Annotated in this window: 10 protein-coding genes and 1 other RNA gene; 8 read left to right on the top strand and 3 right to left on the bottom strand. The window is 45.5% G+C overall.

Annotated features, from left to right (window positions below; all coding sequences use genetic code 11):
• Positions 1–318: 318 nt before the first annotated feature.
• From QUB52_RS05860 to QUB52_RS05840, 5 genes are all read left to right on the top strand, one after another.
• On the top strand, positions 319–4,551 hold the full coding sequence (locus QUB52_RS05860; protein ID WP_332972334.1) for a PAS domain S-box protein: 4,233 nt from the start codon (positions 319–321) through the stop codon (positions 4,549–4,551).
• A 220-nt stretch (positions 4,552–4,771) separates the two neighbouring features.
• A complete protein-coding gene (gene corA / locus QUB52_RS05855) occupies positions 4,772–5,938 on the top strand; it encodes a magnesium/cobalt transporter CorA (protein WP_332968141.1) in 1,167 nt (388 codons plus the stop codon).
• A 327-nt stretch (positions 5,939–6,265) separates the two neighbouring features.
• An RNA gene (gene rnpB / locus QUB52_RS05850) (RNase P RNA component class A) lies at positions 6,266–6,699 on the top strand.
• A gap of 315 nt (positions 6,700–7,014) precedes the next feature.
• Positions 7,015–7,728, top strand: coding sequence for a ribonuclease III (rnc, locus tag QUB52_RS05845; RefSeq protein ID WP_332972333.1), 714 nt, complete (start codon positions 7,015–7,017; stop codon positions 7,726–7,728).
• 160 nt (positions 7,729–7,888) lie between these two features.
• Positions 7,889–8,986, top strand: coding sequence for a Gfo/Idh/MocA family protein (locus QUB52_RS05840; RefSeq protein ID WP_265238247.1), 1,098 nt, complete (start codon positions 7,889–7,891; stop codon positions 8,984–8,986).
• A 530-nt stretch (positions 8,987–9,516) separates the two neighbouring features.
• Here QUB52_RS05840 and QUB52_RS05835 read toward each other — a convergent pair.
• Positions 9,517–11,574, bottom strand: a complete 2,058-nt coding sequence (locus QUB52_RS05835) for a sensor histidine kinase (RefSeq protein WP_265238245.1) — start codon at positions 11,572–11,574, stop codon at positions 9,517–9,519.
• Positions 11,575–12,237: 663 nt separating this feature from the next.
• Here QUB52_RS05835 and QUB52_RS05830 point away from each other — a divergent pair.
• From QUB52_RS05830 to QUB52_RS05820, 3 genes are all read left to right on the top strand, one after another.
• Positions 12,238–12,666 (top strand): class I SAM-dependent methyltransferase, encoded by a 429-nt coding sequence (locus tag QUB52_RS05830; RefSeq protein ID WP_332968136.1) that lies wholly within the window; start codon positions 12,238–12,240, stop codon positions 12,664–12,666.
• Between the two features lie 222 nt (positions 12,667–12,888).
• Entirely contained in the window at positions 12,889–14,394 is a 1,506-nt protein-coding gene (locus QUB52_RS05825) for a cryptochrome/photolyase family protein (RefSeq protein ID WP_332972331.1), read from the top strand.
• A 507-nt stretch (positions 14,395–14,901) separates the two neighbouring features.
• Complete coding sequence (locus tag QUB52_RS05820) at positions 14,902–15,159, top strand: DUF2811 domain-containing protein (RefSeq protein WP_265238257.1); 258 nt, start codon at positions 14,902–14,904, stop codon at positions 15,157–15,159.
• Positions 15,160–15,325: 166 nt separating this feature from the next.
• Here QUB52_RS05820 and QUB52_RS05815 read toward each other — a convergent pair whose 3' ends face one another.
• Both QUB52_RS05815 and QUB52_RS05810 read right to left on the bottom strand, forming a co-directional pair.
• On the bottom strand, positions 15,326–16,018 hold the full coding sequence (locus tag QUB52_RS05815) for a response regulator transcription factor (RefSeq protein WP_332968131.1): 693 nt from the start codon (positions 16,016–16,018) through the stop codon (positions 15,326–15,328).
• 117 nt (positions 16,019–16,135) lie between these two features.
• On the bottom strand, positions 16,136–18,358 hold the full coding sequence (locus tag QUB52_RS05810; protein WP_332972330.1) for a hypothetical protein: 2,223 nt from the start codon (positions 18,356–18,358) through the stop codon (positions 16,136–16,138).
• Between the last annotated feature and the right edge of the window lie 61 nt (positions 18,359–18,419).

The raw sequence follows: 18,419 nt of genomic DNA, 5'->3' as shown, positions 1-18,419 counted from the left end.
TCCCCATCTCCCCATCTCCCCATCTCCCCATCTCCCCATCTCCCCATCTCCCCCTCTCCCCCTCTCCCCATCTCCCCCTCTCCCCATCTCCCCATCTCTCTTTTGTATCCGATGCGTCTTGTTTAAAAAAAGAGCAGATGCTTTAATTTAAGTTATATTCATAAAAATACTATTTCCTGAAAATTCTTGTAATATAGAGAGTTGCGCCGAAAACTGCACCGGAAATCGCAAAAGTAAAGTATGCAAAAATATTTGAGTGAGTTAAACTAATTTCAGGAAAATAGTAAAGTTTAACTTGCAAGCGATCAAAAAATACCCATGCAGGAAGTTATCAACTCGTTACAGTCTTTTTTCTCTAACTCTGTTGATGCTTTCCTAGAGTGCGATCGACAGCAAAAATACCTATCTGTTAATCCTGTAGCTGCTGGCTGGATGGGATTGGAGTCTGCGGAAATAGTCAACAAAACTAATCAGGAATTATTAAAATTATATCCCAATAATACTGCTCTCAAAAATATAATCTCGCAGATTGATTCCTGCCTGCAACAAGTATTTATCACAGGCGAAACAAAGCTGGCAATTCACGAGGTGACAGCAGCAGACGGCGGGATTAAAATCTACGAAACGGCTTACACGCCAGCGATGGATGCTTCTAGCAACCAGATGCGGGTTTTGGGCGTTGGTAGAGATATCACCAGGCACTACCGCTGGCAGCAGCAGAAAGCTCAACAGTTGCGCCGATCGAATCATTTACTGTGGTTGAATGCAGCTAACAGTCCCCTGGCAATGGTAGGCTGGGATGAAGATTTTCGGATCATTCAGTGGTCAAAACGTGCTGAAGAAATTTTTGGCTGGACATCTGATGATATGCTGGGCAAGCATTTCGGCGATTTGGATTTGGTTTGCGAGGAAGATAAAGAGGCCGTAAGTGCGATCGAACTCGAACTAACCTCCGGCAGCGGCAATACTTCAATTAACCGCAACTATACCAAATGCGGACAGGTAATTTGGTGTCGCTGGTTCAACTCGATTATTCGCAGCGGCGACACTTTTACCGTACTTTCCTTAGTGGAAGACATCACAGATCGCAAACGGTTGGAAGCCGAAAAAGCCCAAGCTTCTCGCCTCACAGCAATGGTAGCCGATGTCGGTATTGCCCTGACTAAACACCCTCAAGATATCCTGCTTCCCTGTTGCGAGGCAATGGTGCGAAATCTCGATGTCGCCTCCGCTGAAATTTGGACTTTAAACTCTCAATCTAATATTTGGGAGTTGCAAGCAGCCTCGGAAATCTACAGCCACACAGACGATCGGGTGAGCTTTATTGCAAGTAAGGTTAACTCGATCGCCCAACAGCAAAAACCGCAATTTGACTGCGGATTTGAACTGAAGAATTTTGGACTTCCAGAGGAAGAATCCGAAGCAACAGGGTTATACAGTTCCGAATTAGCAATTATCAACAACCGCCAAAATCCGGCAAATTGCCAAATTCCCCAGCAAATTCTTACCTTCGCCGGCTACCCCTTAATAGTCGAAGAAAGGCTGGTGGGAGTCATGGTAATTATCAGCCTCAAGCCGCTGACAGCACCTTTTCAGGAAACTTTGGCATCGGTTGCCGATGTCATCGCTTTAGGCATCGAACGCAAGCGCGCAGAAGCCGAATTAAAATCAGCGAGAAGCTTCCTCAATTCTGTAGTAGAAAATCTGCCTGTGGGAGTTTTTGCTAAAGATGCTTCTTCGCTGAAATTTGTGCTGTGGAATAAGGCGGGAGAAACGATCGCAGGTGTGACATCTCAAGAGGCGATCGGCAAAAATGACTACGATATTTACCCCAAAGAACAAGCTGATGTTTTCACCGCTCAAGACAGGGAAATATTGACCGCTCCTCACAACCAATCTACTGTTAAAGACATCGCCGAAGAGCCGATCCAAACTCGCCACAAAGGTATGAGAATTCTGCACACCCGCAAAGTGCCAATTCTCGATGCTCAGGGCTATCCTCAGTACGTTTTGGGCATTACAGAAGATATTACCGAACGCAGGCAGGTAGACGAAAGCGTGCGCCTCTACGACCAAATTGTTGAGAATATGCAAATTGGTTTGTATGTCTACCATTTGGAAGATATAGACGATGATAGTACGTTAAGGATGATCGCCTCGAATCCGGCTGCTACGCGGTTTACCGGGCTAGAAATGGCCGACGTTTTGGGCATGACAATTGACGAGATTTTTCCCGATTGGCGATCGAAAAATATTCCCCAAGCCTTTGCTTCAGTAATTCGCAGCCAAAAAGCCCTAGAAGTTGAAGATATTGACTGTGACGAATCCGGCAAAATAACTCGCGCTTTTTCTATTAAAGCTTTTCCCTTACCTAACAACTCCGTCGGCGTTGCTTTTGAAAACATTACCAAGCGCAAATGCCTGGAAGTAGAATTGCAAGTAGCTTTGGCACAAACTGAAAGTTCCGAACAACTGCTTCGCACGGTAATTGACAAAACTAGCGACTGGATTTTTGCCAAAAATACAGATTTTCGCTTTATTTTGGCAAACAAGAGTTTTGCTCAAGCGATCGGCAAAACAGTCGAAGAAATCCTTGGCAAAACAGATGTAGAATTAGGATTTTCAGAAGATCTCATATTTGGTAATTCCGCCAAGAATATCCGAGGATTCCGCAACGACGACTCTGCTGTACTTGCCGGAGCAATTATCCACAATCCCTGCGATGCGGCAACAGTTGCTGACGGTTCAGTACATATTTTAGACACCCAAAAACTTCCCCTGCGCGATGCTGAAGGCAATATATTTGCAGTGCTAGCTTTCACTCACGATATTACAGAACGCCATGAATCGGAAGCAGCTTTACGCAGGAGTGAAGCCAGATTTCGGTCTTTGGTAGCTAATATTCCCGGAGTAGTTTATCGCTGTCGGTGCGATTTTTCGACAAGTTTTATTAGCGAGGCTATTTACTTACTAGCTGGCTACCCTGCTGCGGATTTTGTTTCGCGTTTGGACAGGGGAGGACGGACTTTTGCTAGCATTATTTACGCGGAAGATTTGGCAAAAGTAGAAGCAACAATTCGGCAAGGAATAGAAAAGAAACAGTCTTATCACTTGGAATACCGCTTGCTAGCAGCAGACGGCACGGTTAAATGGGTGTGGGATAAAGGTTCTCCCGTGTTAGACGCAGATGGGAGTGTTTCCTGTTTGGATGGGGCAATTTTTGATATTAGCGATCGCTACTACGCCCAAGAAGCATTGCGCCAAAAAACTTCTGAGTTGGAAGCTGTTTTTCTGGCATTGCCAGATTTGTATTTCCGCGTCGATGCTGACGGCATTATTTTGGATTACTTGTCAGGAAATTCAGCGGATTTGCACCTAAACTCCGACTATTTTCTTGGCAAACGAATGACAGATATATTGCCACCAACCGCCGCCAGTCAGCTCGATCAGGCTCTTCTTGAAGTTGCCGAAAACAGAACTCCAGTTAATCTAGAGTATTCGCTACCCCTGGAGTCAGGAGAAGAAACTTATGAAGCGAGATTGCTGCCTTTTAACTCGAATCAAGCGAGCGCCATCGCCCGCAATATTACCAAGCGCAAACAAGCCGAATCTGAATTAAAACATAAAAATCACGAGTTAGAGCAAACATTGAAACAATTAGGCAGAACTCAAGCTCAACTAATTCAAGCGGAAAAAATGTCGAGTTTGGGACAGCTAGTGGCGGGAATTGCTCACGAAATTAATAATCCTGTCAGTTTTATATACGGCAATATAATTTACGCTAGCAACTACGCCAAAAACTTACTGCAACTGTGCAGTTTATATCAAGAATATTACCCGGAACCTGTTTCTGCGATCGCGGAGTTTGCTGAGGAAATAGAAGTAGAATTCATGAAAGAGGATTTCCCGCACCTGCTGAAATCAATTGAAACTGGAGCCGATCGCATTCGCGAAATTGTTCTGTCTTTGCGCAACTTTTCTCGCCTGGAAGAATCAGCTCTTAAGCGTGTTGATATTCACGAAGGAATTGACAGCGCCATATTAATTTTGCAACATAAAATTAAAGAAAATGGTAAAAATCGCCAGATCGAAATAGTTAAAAAATATGGAAAACTGCCGCCAGTACAGTGCTACGTCGGACAGTTAAATCAAGTGTTTATGAATATATTAAGTAATGCCATTGATGCTTTAACCGATGTCAGAAATAGAAGGTTAGAATTGACGATTGCAACGGATACGGAAGGGCAAAATTCTCCGAGTTTACCTTTGGCTTGCGACGTATTGCCTTCGATTCAGATTCGCACGGAGGTTTTGGAGAACAATCGGGTGGCGATCGCAATTTCGGATAACGGGCTGGGAATAGCAGAGTCTGTTAAATCTCGGATATTTGACCCGTTTTTCACTACTAAACCAGTCGGTAAAGGTACTGGTTTGGGACTGTCTATCTCTTATCAGATTGTGGTGGAAAGACACGGGGGCACGCTGCGGTGCATTTCCGCGCCTGGTGGGGGAACTGAATTTGCGATCGAGATTCCAATTCGGCAAAGGTAATAAGCTGTTAGTCATTTAAATTTCTTGCCTGAACCCCTTACAGTATGGGGTATAGACCACAAATAATGCAGTTTAAATGTGGAACAGCTTACCATTTTAAATTTTAATTTTTGGAATCAGTAATTAGTAATTGGTAATTAGTAATTGGCAATTAGTAATTGGCAATTGTACGAGAAAAATGATAATCTAATTAAATGTTCTAAACGTCAAGAATATCAACATGGCATACAAAGGCATAAATACTTCTAGTGCAGTTACAAAATCAATTAAAGATGATGATGATTCCTACGTTGACTATTTTTACGACCATCCGGGGGCGCTGCCGGGAACTCTCGATTTAGAACCAGATGCGCCGCCTCCAGACATTGTATTAATTGACTATTGCGAGAGCAAAGCTACTCGCCCTAAAAAATTGTTAAATCCTCAAGAAGCTGCTGCGTATTTAGATACAGAATCTGTTTCTTGGGTTGATATGTTGGGATTGGGAAATAAAGAAACTTGGCGACAAATGGGCGATGTCTTTAATTTGCACCTAATGGCTCAGGAAGATGTAGTTAATGTTCCCCAACGCCCGAAAGTTGTAGACTATGAAGAACACCTTTTAATTATTGCCTGGATGGTGATGATTAAGCCTAATTCAGATAATTTTCATAAAGAACAAGTTAGTTTGATTTTGGGTAAACATTACCTGTTAACTGTTCAAGAAGAGCCGGACTATGATTGTTTTGGCCCTGTGCGCGATCGCATTCGTAAAGGACAAGGAACTATTCGCAAGCACGGAGCCGATTATCTGGCTTATACTCTGTTAGATTCAATTATAGATGGATTCTTCCCAATATTAGAAATGTACGGAGAGCGCATTGAAGAATTAGAGGATGAAGTGGTGGTGAACCCCACTCGCAGAACCCTGGAAAAAATCTATAAAATTAGGCGAGAATTGCTGACGCTACGTCGCGCAATTTGGCCACAGCGGGATGCAATTAACACGCTAATTCGAGATGGCAGTGATTTGATTAGTCCAGAGGTACGAATTTACCTGCGCGACTGTTACGATCACACGGTACAGGTGATGGATATGGTGGAAACTTATCGAGAGTTATCGTCTGGTTTGATGGATGTTTATTTGTCTTCGGTTGGCAATAAGATGAATGAAATCATGAAATTGCTAACGGTGATTTCGAGTATTTTTATTCCGTTAACTTTTGTGGCGGGAGTATACGGAATGAATTTCAATGCAGAGAAATCGCCTTTGAATATGCCGGAACTGAACTGGTATTTTGGCTATCCGCTTTGTTGGGCGTTGATGGTGGCGATCGCTTCTAGCTTAGTTTACTTCTTCTGGCGGCGTGGCTGGTTTGAAAATTTTTCTACTATTAAAGATGACTGAGTTTAGGAATTATAAATGCGATCGCCCCACACGACATTTTTTGCGACAAGGCGTTAATAGGTTTGTGATGCCAGTTAAAAAATCCAAATGTAGGACTTATGCCCGCTAACCTCAGAAACCCGGTTTCTACGAGATTTTGTGTTTAGTAACCAGAAATATAGGAATAAACCGGGTTTCTAGCCCTTGGTTGCAGCCTTGTCATAAATCCTGGTATTATCAGCCAAAAATCCTTAAGCTCCCAGATTGATCTGTGGAGTAAATCTAAAATTGAAAATCTAAAATCTAAAATCTAAAATCCCTCGATTCCTGTACAATAAATCTGGGGAAAAAGTAGGCGCAGGCGGTTGCGGATTAGCGAAAGCTTGTCTGAGGAAAGTCCGGGCTCCCGAAAAACCAAACTTGCTGGGTAACGCCCAGTGCGAGCGATCGTGAGGATAGTGCCACAGAAAAATACCGCCCCCCAATTTGAAATTGGAGATTGGAGATTTAAGATTACATCAAAAATCGAAGATCGAAAATCGCAAAGTGTTAGGGGGTAAGGGTGCAAAGGTGCGGTAAGAGCGCACCAGCAGCATCGAGAGGTGCTGGCTCGGTAAACCCCAGTTGGGAGCAAGGTCGGAGGGACTATGGTTGGTTTTTTACCAGTTCCGTTCTTTGGTACCGCTTGAGGCGTTTGGTAACAAGCGTCCCAGATAGATAACTGCCCTCGAAAATTGCTTGCAGTTGAGAGAACAGAACCCGGCTTATGTCCGACTTTTTCCCCTCCAATTTTTCGGGTAAAGTGCTGATGGCCAGGCGCACAAAGCAGGAATATTTAGCGCCGTGAGCACCGGAAAATTATTTAGTTGAGTTTGTAGGGTGCGCAATGCGCACCGGTTGACCAAGTTTCAGTGTTTTGATTCTGAACTGAAGCCCCCAAGCAATTTTCCTTGGTTTAAGCCTGAAAAATCGGAACTTAAAATAACGGTCTTCTGCTTTTGATCCGGTTCAAATTTACCACGCTTGGGCAAGGATAAGGTGCGCCATAAGCACCCTACGGAATATTTAGTTTTTTAAGGAAAAGCTTTTTTATTAGTATGAATCAGATTTATCCGGGTCGCCAAAAGCAACTTGAAACATTAATTGAAAAATTGGGAGTGTCAAAGGATGCTGCGATTAAATGGCATTTAGTCGATTTAGCTTTGACTCATGCAAGTGCGTCTGCTAAGGCAAATTATGAGCAATTAGAGTTTGTGGGCGATGCTGTGGTGCGGCTGGCTGCGTCGGAATTGTTGTTTGAGATTTATCCCGATTGTACGGTGGGGGAATTTGCTGCTATTCGATCGATCTTGGTGAGCGATCGCATTCTTGCTAAAATCGCTGACAGTTACGGGTTCGATCGCTATTTAATCGTTTCCAACAGCGCCGCAGCCGACAAAACAGGCGCCGTGCCCCGGCTGGCAGATTCTTTGGAAGCCTTGCTGGCAGCCCTTTATTTGAGTGCCCAGACATTAGAATTGGTTCGCCCTTGGCTCGATCCTCACTTTCAACGCCTAGCGGCGGAAATTCGCAGCGATCCGGCCCGCCAAAACTACAAAGCTGCTCTCCAGGAGTTGACTCAAGGCAAATATAAAACTTTGCCCAAATATAGCGTGAAAGAAACGGGGATAGTGCAGGGCGGTGAAGATCGTTTTACGGCGGAAGTTCTGATTCAGGGAGAGTTGGTAGCTGAGGGAAAAGGTCGATCGATCAAAGCGGCCGAACAAGCAGCGGCTCAAGCAGCTTTTAGTCAGTTGACAGTTGACAGTTGACAGTTGACAGTAGTTATTAGTTGGCAGTAGTTATTAGTTGGCAGTTGACAGTAGTTATTAGTCATTGGTCATTGGAATTTGCAGTTTTTAGGATGAAAAAGCATACCCAAAAATTAGCAAATATGCTATGATTGCCGTGCGATTTTTGAAATTATCATCAATGAAAATCGGAATAGCTGTATTGGGTGCGGGCCGCTGGGGAGTTAACTTAATTCGCAACTTTCTCGAACATCCCAACAGCGAAGTTTTAGCGGTTGTAGACCAAAATCGAGGTTCATTGGTGGCTGTCCAAAAACAGTTTAATCTGCATCCCTCGGTGATTCTAGCTACCGATTGGTCACAAGTGCAAGGATTGCCCGGACTGGATGCTGTGGCGATCGCCACTCCAGCTTCCACACACTACACCCTCGCAACCGCCGCGCTGCAACAAGGCTACCACGTCTTAGTAGAAAAACCCCTCGCCCTCAACCTCTGTGAAGCAATAGAACTCTGCGAATTAGCCAAAAAACAGCAGCGGCAACTCTTCGTTGACCATACTTATCTGTTTCATCCAGCAGTCGATCGCGGCAAAACGATCATTCAGCAGCATCAACTCGGAACCTTGCGCTACGGTTACGCCCAGCGCACTCATTTTGAACCGGTGCGACACGACGTTGATGCCCTTTGGGACTTGGCCGTTCACGATATCGCTATTTTCAACACTTGGCTAGAACAAAGCCCAATTCAAGTCAGCGCTACGGGGACTGTATTTCCCAAGTCAGAAGTCACAAGTCAGAGTGAAGAAGGAATAAATCAAGAACCAGGATTAGCAGATTTAGTTTGGGTAACGCTGACTTATCCCGACGGATTTCAAGCATTCATTCACCTATGTTGGCTAAATCCCGACAAACAAAGGCGTTTAACAGTTGTTGGCAGTTTGGGAACTTTGATTTTTGATGAAATGTCGCCGGAAACTCCGCTGATTTTGCAGCGTGGTGGTTCAAATCGGGGAGGTGATGAGGATAATTTTGGCGAAAGTGCGATTCCCTACGGGATAGCTTCGCTGCACGGGCTACAGCCAACTACTAGCATTAAACGTCGCGAAATATTAAGTTTAGAACAAGTAGAGCCACTGCGGCGAGTGTGCGATCGTTTCCTCAACTGCGTGCAAACAAATACCCCTTGTCCTAGCTCTTCCGGTGCCACTTCCGTCGAATTAATCCGCATTCTCAGCACTTTGAGCAAATCTCTCGAACTTGGCGGAGAGCCCCTGATATAGCAGTTGACAGTTGACAGTTACATAGTACGAGAATTAAACCGTTTATGCTAAAAGGTTATAGGATCTATTCATCACATTATTTATGTCCTAACCTATGTGGCGGTTGCTATACCATTTGAGATTTTAGATTAAGAAAATCAGATCGTGTCCGTTGGAGCGATCGCCATAAAATTGGTTGGTAGTGAGTAATTTATTCCTCATAAAAATCTCCCAACTAAAATCATCACTGCGAACCTTTTATTAAGGATAATTGACCAGACATATAGCAGTTGTAATCGGGAAAAAATCAATCGGTAATCAGAAACAAGCTGGCGGTTCACAAGTTGCTCCCGTGGCAATTACCAATTACCAATTACCAATTACCCATCTATTTGAGAAAAGCCCTAATATAGCGGTTCTCAAGTGTGGTGAGGTATGCCATATGCCCCATGCCCTATGCCCCATGCCCCATGCCCTATGCCCCATGCCCTATGCCCCATGCCCTATGCCCTATGCCGTTCGCGTACCTGATCTTTCTGAGAAAGGCTATATCAGTCATAACTTTTAAAAGTTCCATTTTCCTTTACCAAGTCCGGGCTGTGAAAATAAAAACTTGACTGCTGATTGACAGGCAAAGAAATCATCACCGCAGTACCTTGATCCACCCCCGCGCTGTGCAGAGTAATGCTTCCGATCATAGATTCCATGATCCTGCGGGAGATAGCCAAGCCCAAACCGTTACCCCCAAACTTGCGAGTTGTAGAACCATCAGCCATCACAAAAGGTTGAAACAATTTCTGCTGTTGCTCAGGATCTATACCAATTCCGGTATCTTTAATTGTCACCACCACCCAATCGCTTTGAGTGTTGTTGCCGATCGCATTTTCCGACCCACTCCCGTTAAAACTACCAGAATTAGTCCTCGCTTCGACGCGCACAGATATACTAATGCTGCCCGACTCTGTAAACTTAACGGCATTGCTCAACACGTTTAAAAATACCTGTTTTAGCTTCTCCGGATCTGCCTGAACAATAATCGGAGCGTGAGGAGCTGGCAAGTTTAATTTCAAACGTTTTTCCTCAATTTTAGCGGCTTGCAAATCAATCGCGTCTTCAAGTACCTGAGTAATATCAACTACTTCTAACATCAGGGAAAAAGTGCCGGATTCAATTTTAGCAATGTCCAAAATATCATTAATAATATTCAGCAATTGCATTGACGAGTCGTGGGCGCGTTGCAAGAACTCCATCTCTTCATCTCGGTCATCGCAGTAGCCGTCACGCACAATTTGAATAAAACCAATAATTCCGTTGAGTGGCGTTCTCAATTCGTGAGAAATATTTCCCAAAAATTCATTTTTTAACTGATTGGCAACTTGCGCTTCCTTGGTGGCGATTTCCAATTCTTCTGCCCAGGATCTGAGGCGCTGCACCATGCTGTTGAGTGCTTCTGATAGTTGATTGAATTCTCGAATTTGGAAATTTTCCGGCACTGCTAGGGGCGCTTCTGCTGTATCCACTTTCTGTGCGTAGTCCCTCAGTTTTTCCAAAGGACGCGCTAAGTCGCGAGACAGATATAAAGTCGCGATGATACTAGCAGCAACCAAACCCACAATTAAATTAAATAAAACTTGCTGAATTTCTTCCAAACCTGATAGAGCATAATCTAAACGAGAGACAGCTAAAATAATCCACTTGCTGTTCTCCTTTCTAGTTGAAGGACTAGGGATAGCAGCGTATCCTGCTAGCAACTCTACGCCATTTCTTTCAAAGGAAAATAGGTGGAGAAAAGCCTGTCCGCCAGCCATCGCCCTTCTGAGAATACTTTTTAGTCGATCGGCATCTGCCTCTTGGGCGATATTGCGGCCCACGCGCTTGATATTCGGGTGCGCCAAAATCGTCCCATCTTGGTCGATCGCCACCGTATAGCCAGCTAGAGAACCCTTGGGAGCACTGGTTTGCACCGGCAGTGCCGACTGCAAACTCAAAGCATAACTCAACTGCCGGCTGTTGCCCCGACGAGTGTAAACTGGAGCGCTTAACACCAAACTCACTTGGCTGTCGCGGCCTTCTTTACTCGCATCTGGAAAATCCTCAGCACTCACAGCCACCTTCTTGCTGTTGGCTTTTCCCTGTCGCTGGAGAGGCCACGACAGACTGATGTAAACGCTCTTCTCATCCAGCAGAGTTTGCTGCTGCTGCACTGGCGGCCACAACTTGGCAGGTAGCGACTGAATCGGCTGCTGCCCGCAAGTGCTCGCTATCACTTGATTTGTCTGTATATTAGTCAATTGCAAGCAATCAACCTGGGCTGGCAACCGCTGCCCTAATTGCGCGATAAACTTTTGATAATCCTTCGGCTCTACAGACTGCAACATTGAGTTTTCCGAAGCGCCAATCAGATTGGACTTCAGCGATTTCGACCACTGTTCAATAGTTTCTGCTTTTCTGACAGCACTTTCTGTCAAATTTTGACGAGCAGTTTCCAGAAGCGTCGATCGTGCCTTGCGATAGGTAACATACTCCCCCACCAGTAGAACAGGCACGCTGAGCAACAAAATCCGCGACAGTAAAATACGGCGAAAGGAGGATTGACCTAACTTAACCATAGGACATATCAAAATTAAGGTGCAACACCAACAGCGACCATAGTGCAATCAACCAGACGGAAAGCGCGAATCGGTCTAGGGTGCTCTGCTGACCAGACAACACAGCTTCAGAACAACATTTAAACACAATTATAGAAGCCACTGTAGTAATCTCGATTCTAAGTGTCTTAACTTAAGGATGCTCAGCAATTTGTTTGGTCAAGGCCTGTGATTTCGGTCACACTTCCATCCTCAATGGGAGGCTCAAGTTGCACCCGTGAGCCCTGGGGCAAAATCTTTCAGGCTGCAAAACAGGCTGGGGTTGACAGACCGCTGTTGGTTAAAGGTAGAATCTTCTGGATGCACTAGCAGTCGAAAGTAAGAGGCAAAAATTTCTGTCTCCCCCTCGTGTACGGAGAGAATGCTGGCTCGATCGCACTTTTGTTTCCGAATACCTGCGAGCTCTGCCCCATCGGATGGGCGATTCGAGATGCTGCACCCCGCAAGTGGCGAACATTGGCCCAAACAGTGCACCCACGCTCCCTAATTTTGCGGTCTCGGCAATAGTTGACCTAGCTGAATCGATGAAAAAAAACTCCAGCAATTATACGTATTATTACACAAACAAGCGTCCCAGATATGATCACGCTTATTTGGTATCTCCCCTAGAAATGGTGGCGACACTTGACTGAGGCCAGCCAGACAAAACTCGGAGTTTTCGATCTCGGCTGTGGCAATGGCAGCCTCAGTCACCTCATCGCAGAGCACGGCTGCGAAGTTGTCGGCGTTGACACTTCTGCACCCGGAATTGCCATCTCCCGTCAAAGTTTCCCCGATTGTCAGTTTATCCAAGCAGATATTTACGAACTCCTCGATACCGATATGCTGAACAGATTTGATATTGTCTTAGCCCTTGAAGTGATCGAACACTTACTTTATCCGAAAGAACTGGCGAAAAATGCAAAAAACCGTCTCAAACCGGGAGGCAGGCTAATTATTTCCACACCATATCACGGTTATTTAAAAAACCTGGCATTAGCTGTTTTTGGAAAAATCGAAAACCATTTTGCCGTATTTTGGGATAACGGTCATATTAAACTTTTTTCTGTATAAACGCTGATAAAATTATTAGTATATGAAGGATACACCGACATTAAAATTTAATTTGTTGGTCGGTGTCCCTATCTGATAAAATCAATGTTATCCTCTAGTAAATTCACATAAAAATCTGAAAGTTTATGATTTTTTATTGTGAGTTGTCAGCAAAATTTGTTTTCTGACTTGACAATCAGCCCTCAGCAAAAGTAAAAAATAAGTTTCAGGGTAAAACATAAAATGACTGTTGGCGTTTGGATATTAGGCGATCAACTTTGGCACAACCAAGCTGCTCTCAACCGCACAGATGATGAATCTGCCCTACCCGTAATTTTAATTGAATCTTGGCAACAGGTTCAACAGCGCCCCTACCACCAACAAAAATTAGTCTTAATTTGGTCGGCAATGCGCCACTTTGCCGAAGAATTGCGCGGCGCAGGCTGCCAAGTCACTTACACAACATCTGCCGACTTTGAAACACCTCTGAAAGCTTGGATTCAAGCTCACGCCATTACGGAATTGCGGGTGATGGCACCGAACGATCGCCCTTTTTTACGGCTCATCCAAAACTTGCAACTTCCCTGCAAAATAAGCTTAATTCCCAACAATCAATTCCTGTGGAAAGAAACAGAGTTCAGAGATTGGGCATCCAGCCGCAAACGTTTGTTAATGGAAGACTTTTATCGAGCCAGCCGCCAGCGCTTCCAAGTTTTAATGGATGGCAATAAACCAGTCGGAGGCCAGTGGAATTTTGATAAAGAAAATCGCCAGCCGCCAAAAGGTAAACTGAATACACCGAAAGCTCTTTGGTTTGAACCGGATGCTATAACTCAAGAGGTGATAGAGCAAGTTAAATCTCTATCTTTCCCAACTTACGGCAATCTTGAACCTTTTCGTTGGGCGGTGACGCGAGAGCAAGCTTTGCAAGTATTAAATGATTTCATCGAACAGCGTCTCCCCACTTTTGGCCCTTATCAAGACGCGATGGTAACGGGGGAGGAAACTATGTGGCATTCCCTAATTTCTCCGTATCTCAATATTGGCTTGCTGCATCCTTTAGAGGTTATTCAAGCAGCCGAAGCAGCTTACCTCGAAAAAAAATTAAATTTAAACAGCGTGGAGGGTTTTATCCGCCAAATTATCGGGTGGCGAGAATACATTCTGGGTGTTTATTTTTACGTGGATGCTGATTATTTTCAGAAGAATTGGTTCAACCACACTCAGCCGCTGCCGGAGTTTTTTTGGGACGCTAGCAAAACTGATATGAACTGTTTGCACCAAGTTTTAACTCAAGTCGAAGGCAGCGGTTACGCGCACCACATCCAGCGGTTGATGATTTTGAGCAATTTTGGTCTAATTGCGGGAATCTCGCCCCAGGAGCTAGAAAACTGGTTCCACAGCGCGTTTGTTGATGCTTACGACTGGGTGATGCAGACGAATGTGCTGGGCATGGGTTTGTTTGCTGATGGGGGTGTGTTGGCGTCGAAACCCTATGCTGCGTCTGCAAATTATATCAATAAGATGAGCGATTATTGTCGGGGGTGTAAGTTCGATCGCCAAGTGCGATCGGGCGAAAATGCCTGTCCGTTCAATTTTTTCTATTGGGACTTCCTGGCGCGCCACCGCGAGAAGCTTCAGTCGATCGGGCGGATGAGCTTTATCTTAGCCAATCTCGACAAAATGTCGCCGGAAGAATTGGCAACCATCCGCCAAAAAGCCGCAGACTGGCACTTAAGAAGTCAGTAGTCATTAGTCAGTAGTCATTAGTCAGTAGTCATTAGTCATTAGTCATTAGTTATTTGCTACCGATGCCCCATGCCCCATGCCCCATGCCCCATGCCCTTTGCAATTCTTATTTTTTCCCTGACTTTTCCCTAAACATTCCACAGCGTTTCCACAGGCAAGTCTGAGGTTTTCCACAGATTTCAAAAAGTTTTCCACAGAAATTAACGGCACGGTCGGATCTTGCTGCGGAATTGGGGATTTAGTTAACCTCTTACCAAATCCCTCAGACAAACCTCAAAGATATAAATTTATGTAACAAAAAATGCGCCAAAAGGCTGATTATTGCGTAAATATTTTTTTTACATAAAGGACTTTGTAATATTTTGCAACATTGACAAACCCACCTCCTGATACGCACAATGATGCGACCGACCTAAAAAAAAGCGCTCTGATTTCGGCTGTGCCTGCACCTGTATCCGGCCGAAAAGGGGGTTCTATTTTCAATTTATTAGCGAGACTAAAAAAATGATGAACCCAACAGTCAGTATTTTTGCCGAAATTCCCGAAACGCTGCACGATTCTCTCAAAACTTACCTGGAAACTCATCCCGAATGGGATCTAGACCGAGTATTTTCCGCGTCCCTGTCGCTGTTTTTGTTGCAGAATGCTGATAGCGGTACGCCGGAAGCTTCGCGCAGCTACCGCCAAGCTGCGAGAGTTTATCTCGAAACTCTGTTTCAATCGCCTCAAGACTTGCACAGCAATAATGTAAGTCCTTCGTCGTGAAGAAGATGGGAAGATGGGGGGATGCCTGCTGGCGGGGGTGCTGCTTTCTGCTAGGGCGTGGGGAGGATAGGTTTACAAATATCCTGGATTGTGAATCAAAGATCTTGGTGAACCCACCCCCTACAGCCTGGTGCTTAAAGATCCGGCTGCCGAATGCCGAATCCTACTAGGCTTTTGGCTCAAACTTGTAACCCACTCCCCGGACGGTTTGAATCATCGAAATTTGGTTGGTATCTGGTTCAATTTTGCGGCGAATTTGACCTATATGGACATCCACCACGCGATCGGCTCCCACATACTCGTAGTCCCAGACTTCATGCAGCAATTCCGATCGCCTCCACACGCGACCGGGTTTGCTAGCCAAACAGTACAGCAAGTCGAATTCTAAAGCAGTCAAAGCCACTATCTGATTGTTGAGAATCACCTCGCGGCGGACGGGATCTATTAGTAGCTGTCCAAAGGTAAGACTTTGTTGTTGAGTGGGAGTAACAATGCGTTTACGCTTCAAAATTGCTGCAACGCGAGCTCCAATTTCTACAAGACTAAAAGGTTTAGTAATGTAGTCGTCAGCACCTTCGGCAAACCCTTTCATTTTGTCAGCTTCATCGGTTCGGCAGGTCAGCATCAACACAAACACGCCCGTGCGTCTTTGCATTTCTTGACACAGTTTGTAGCCAGTAGTATCGGGTAAATTTACATCTAGAACTACTAAGTCAGGATTGAGTTGCTCAAATAATTCCAGACCGGTCTGACCGTCTTCGGCAGACTCTAGTTGATAACCTTGCTGGCTCAAAAAACGGTGAATTAAATTTCGGATTGCCGGGTCGTCATCAACCACAAGGATTTTTACAGGGGCCATGACCACAACTTTGCTTGAAGAATTAGGCAAGAATATTCAGCCATAATAATAGAAAACTGGGTACAAATCTCGAAAAAATTGAGCTTTTAACAGTTATAGCCATATTTATAGCCATATTTATAACCTACGCAAGATTTCAGGCAATAAATCTCCGGGAATTTTGGATAAGGCTAAATTTTGACCTGGTAGCCCACATTCACTATAGAAAGCTCTAATCGTTTTCACAATATAACTCAATGCTGTTTGCCGGGAATCGGCAGCTTGGGAGTTTGCCGGGGCTTGCAGGTTAAGTTTATCTCCATATATTAACCCTTTGTCGTTGAGATGTTGTCCCCAGGCAGTGCACACTTGCAACTGGTGGTGCAGTGCTGCTTCTAGATGGCTGGTTTGGGCGACTTTGTTGGTGGCGAAATCTGGATCTGTGGCTAGTTGATAATGGGCTAGTCCGAGATTGTTGCGGGCGGCAAGAGTGTCAAAAGTGAGTTGGGTTCGATCGAGCTTGCCGGCGATATCCAGGGCAGCTTCGTAGGCGGTAATCGCCTGCTGTAAAGATTCCGTCCGCGCCTGTTGCTGCTGGAACTGGTTCGCCAAATGCCAATAAGCGGTACCGAGATTGTTGTAGGTAGCTGCTGCTGCTGCTGGTACTAATTCTCGGGTGCGATATTTCAAGGCTTCGCGGTAAGCATCAATCGCCCTGACTAGCAGGAGTTCTGAGGGTTCGTGCTGGGCGAGGTTCCAGCAAGCAGTACCGAGGTTGTTTTGGACTCCGGCATAGTTGAGCGGTTCTCGATCGGGACTGTAACAGCAGAGGGCTTGAGTGTAAGCGGCGATCGCGCTTTTGAGATAGACGATCGGCTGACCATCTTGAGCTAAATTCCAGTATGCTGTCGCCAAATTATTCTGAGCCGCCGCGTACTGCTGGGGTTCGGCTGCGGGGTCTAGATCTAGTAGCGCTTGTTGGTAAGCTGCAACTGCTTGCTGCAAGTTCTCTGTCTTGTCTTGATAGCGGGCTAAATCTGCCGCAGCGATTCCCAAATTTTTGTTTAATCTCACGCGGGTTTGAGGTTCACTGTCGGCATCTGTGCGGTTCAAACCTTCAAGGTAAAGGGCGATGCTGCGTTCGAGACAGGATACTGGATCTGCGGAGTTGAGGCCATTCGTGCGATCGCGCGACAGCATCCAGTAGAAAGTGCCGAGATCGTTGATTAGATCGGAAATTGGCGGTAGGCTGTTGGACTCGTACTGAGTTAAATTTTGTGTCAATTGGGCAATTAGCCGCGCGCATTCGTCGGTTAGTGGTTGATGTTGCTGCGAGTTGTCGTCGAGTTCCAGGTATGCAATCACTTGCTCGATCGCGCGAATAGCAATTGTCAGGTTTTGCGGGGAAGCATCTCCGCCCAAAATGCGATCGCGGTAGTAATTTCCCAAACTGTAATAAGCCAAAGCCAATGCTTCGGAACAGCACTGATGTTCTTGCAGCAATTCGATGTATTGCAGGGTTTGCAGCGGCAGTAAATTGTCTTCCGATGCGAGATTATCTGCTGCTTCCAACTCCTCGGAGGCCGATGCTAGCACCAAATCTGCCAGTTCTACGGATTTAGAATCTGTTGTGACCGAGGGAGAATCGGGAATTGGGGATGGGGAATCGGGAATTGGGGATGGGGAATCGGGAATTGGGGATTCTTCAGACTTTGAATATTTTAAAAGTTTGTCGCCATAGTCTCTGTTGTCCCGCAAGTTTCCGAAGTTTTCCGAGTGTCCGAAGTCTTCCGAGTGCCCGAAGTCTCCCTTCGCTGGAGTTGGTTCGCCTTCAAACTCAAATACTCCGGTGCGCCATTGCCAAAATTCCGGGGCAGATTGCTCGATCGAACTTAGCCAAGGGCGCGAAACCCACAGCAACAGAGTAGACTCGCACATTTGCAGGTTTGCTTCGATGTCTCTCAAATGGCTCAGGAACGACCACTGCACGGCTGGTGAGTGCCTGGTCAGGTGTTCGGCTCCGAGAATTTGAAATCCCGGCAAACGGCCTCCGCTGCCACCGTTTCGGGGCGGTGGGTGTTGGGTCAGCCACGCGGCGATCGAGTCCCAAGGATTTGGATCGCTCACGTCGAGTTCCAAACTGACAAATCGGGGATAGTCGATCGAGGAAGGACGAGAAATCGAGTCAGCACTGTCGGTAGCTAATTCTGCCTGCAAGCGGGCTGCCAGACAGTCGCGCAAACACAAGTCGTCACAGGCGGCGATAAAAATTTGACGGCGTAAGTTGAGGTCGATCGCCTGTTTCAAGCGTTGATAGATCTGCTTGTTCGAGCTAGAAACTTTTTGGGAAGGAGTAGACATCACAGTCTGGCGATTTTAGATTTTAGATTTTGGATTTTAGATTTTAGATTTTGGATTGTAG

The sequence above is a fragment of the Microcoleus sp. A6-C6 genome (genome assembly GCF_036705955.1).
Classification (GTDB): domain Bacteria; phylum Cyanobacteriota; class Cyanobacteriia; order Cyanobacteriales; family Microcoleaceae; genus Microcoleus.
The sequence above is the reverse complement of the archived record's forward strand: the minus strand, read 5'-3'. Positions and strand labels throughout refer to the sequence as shown.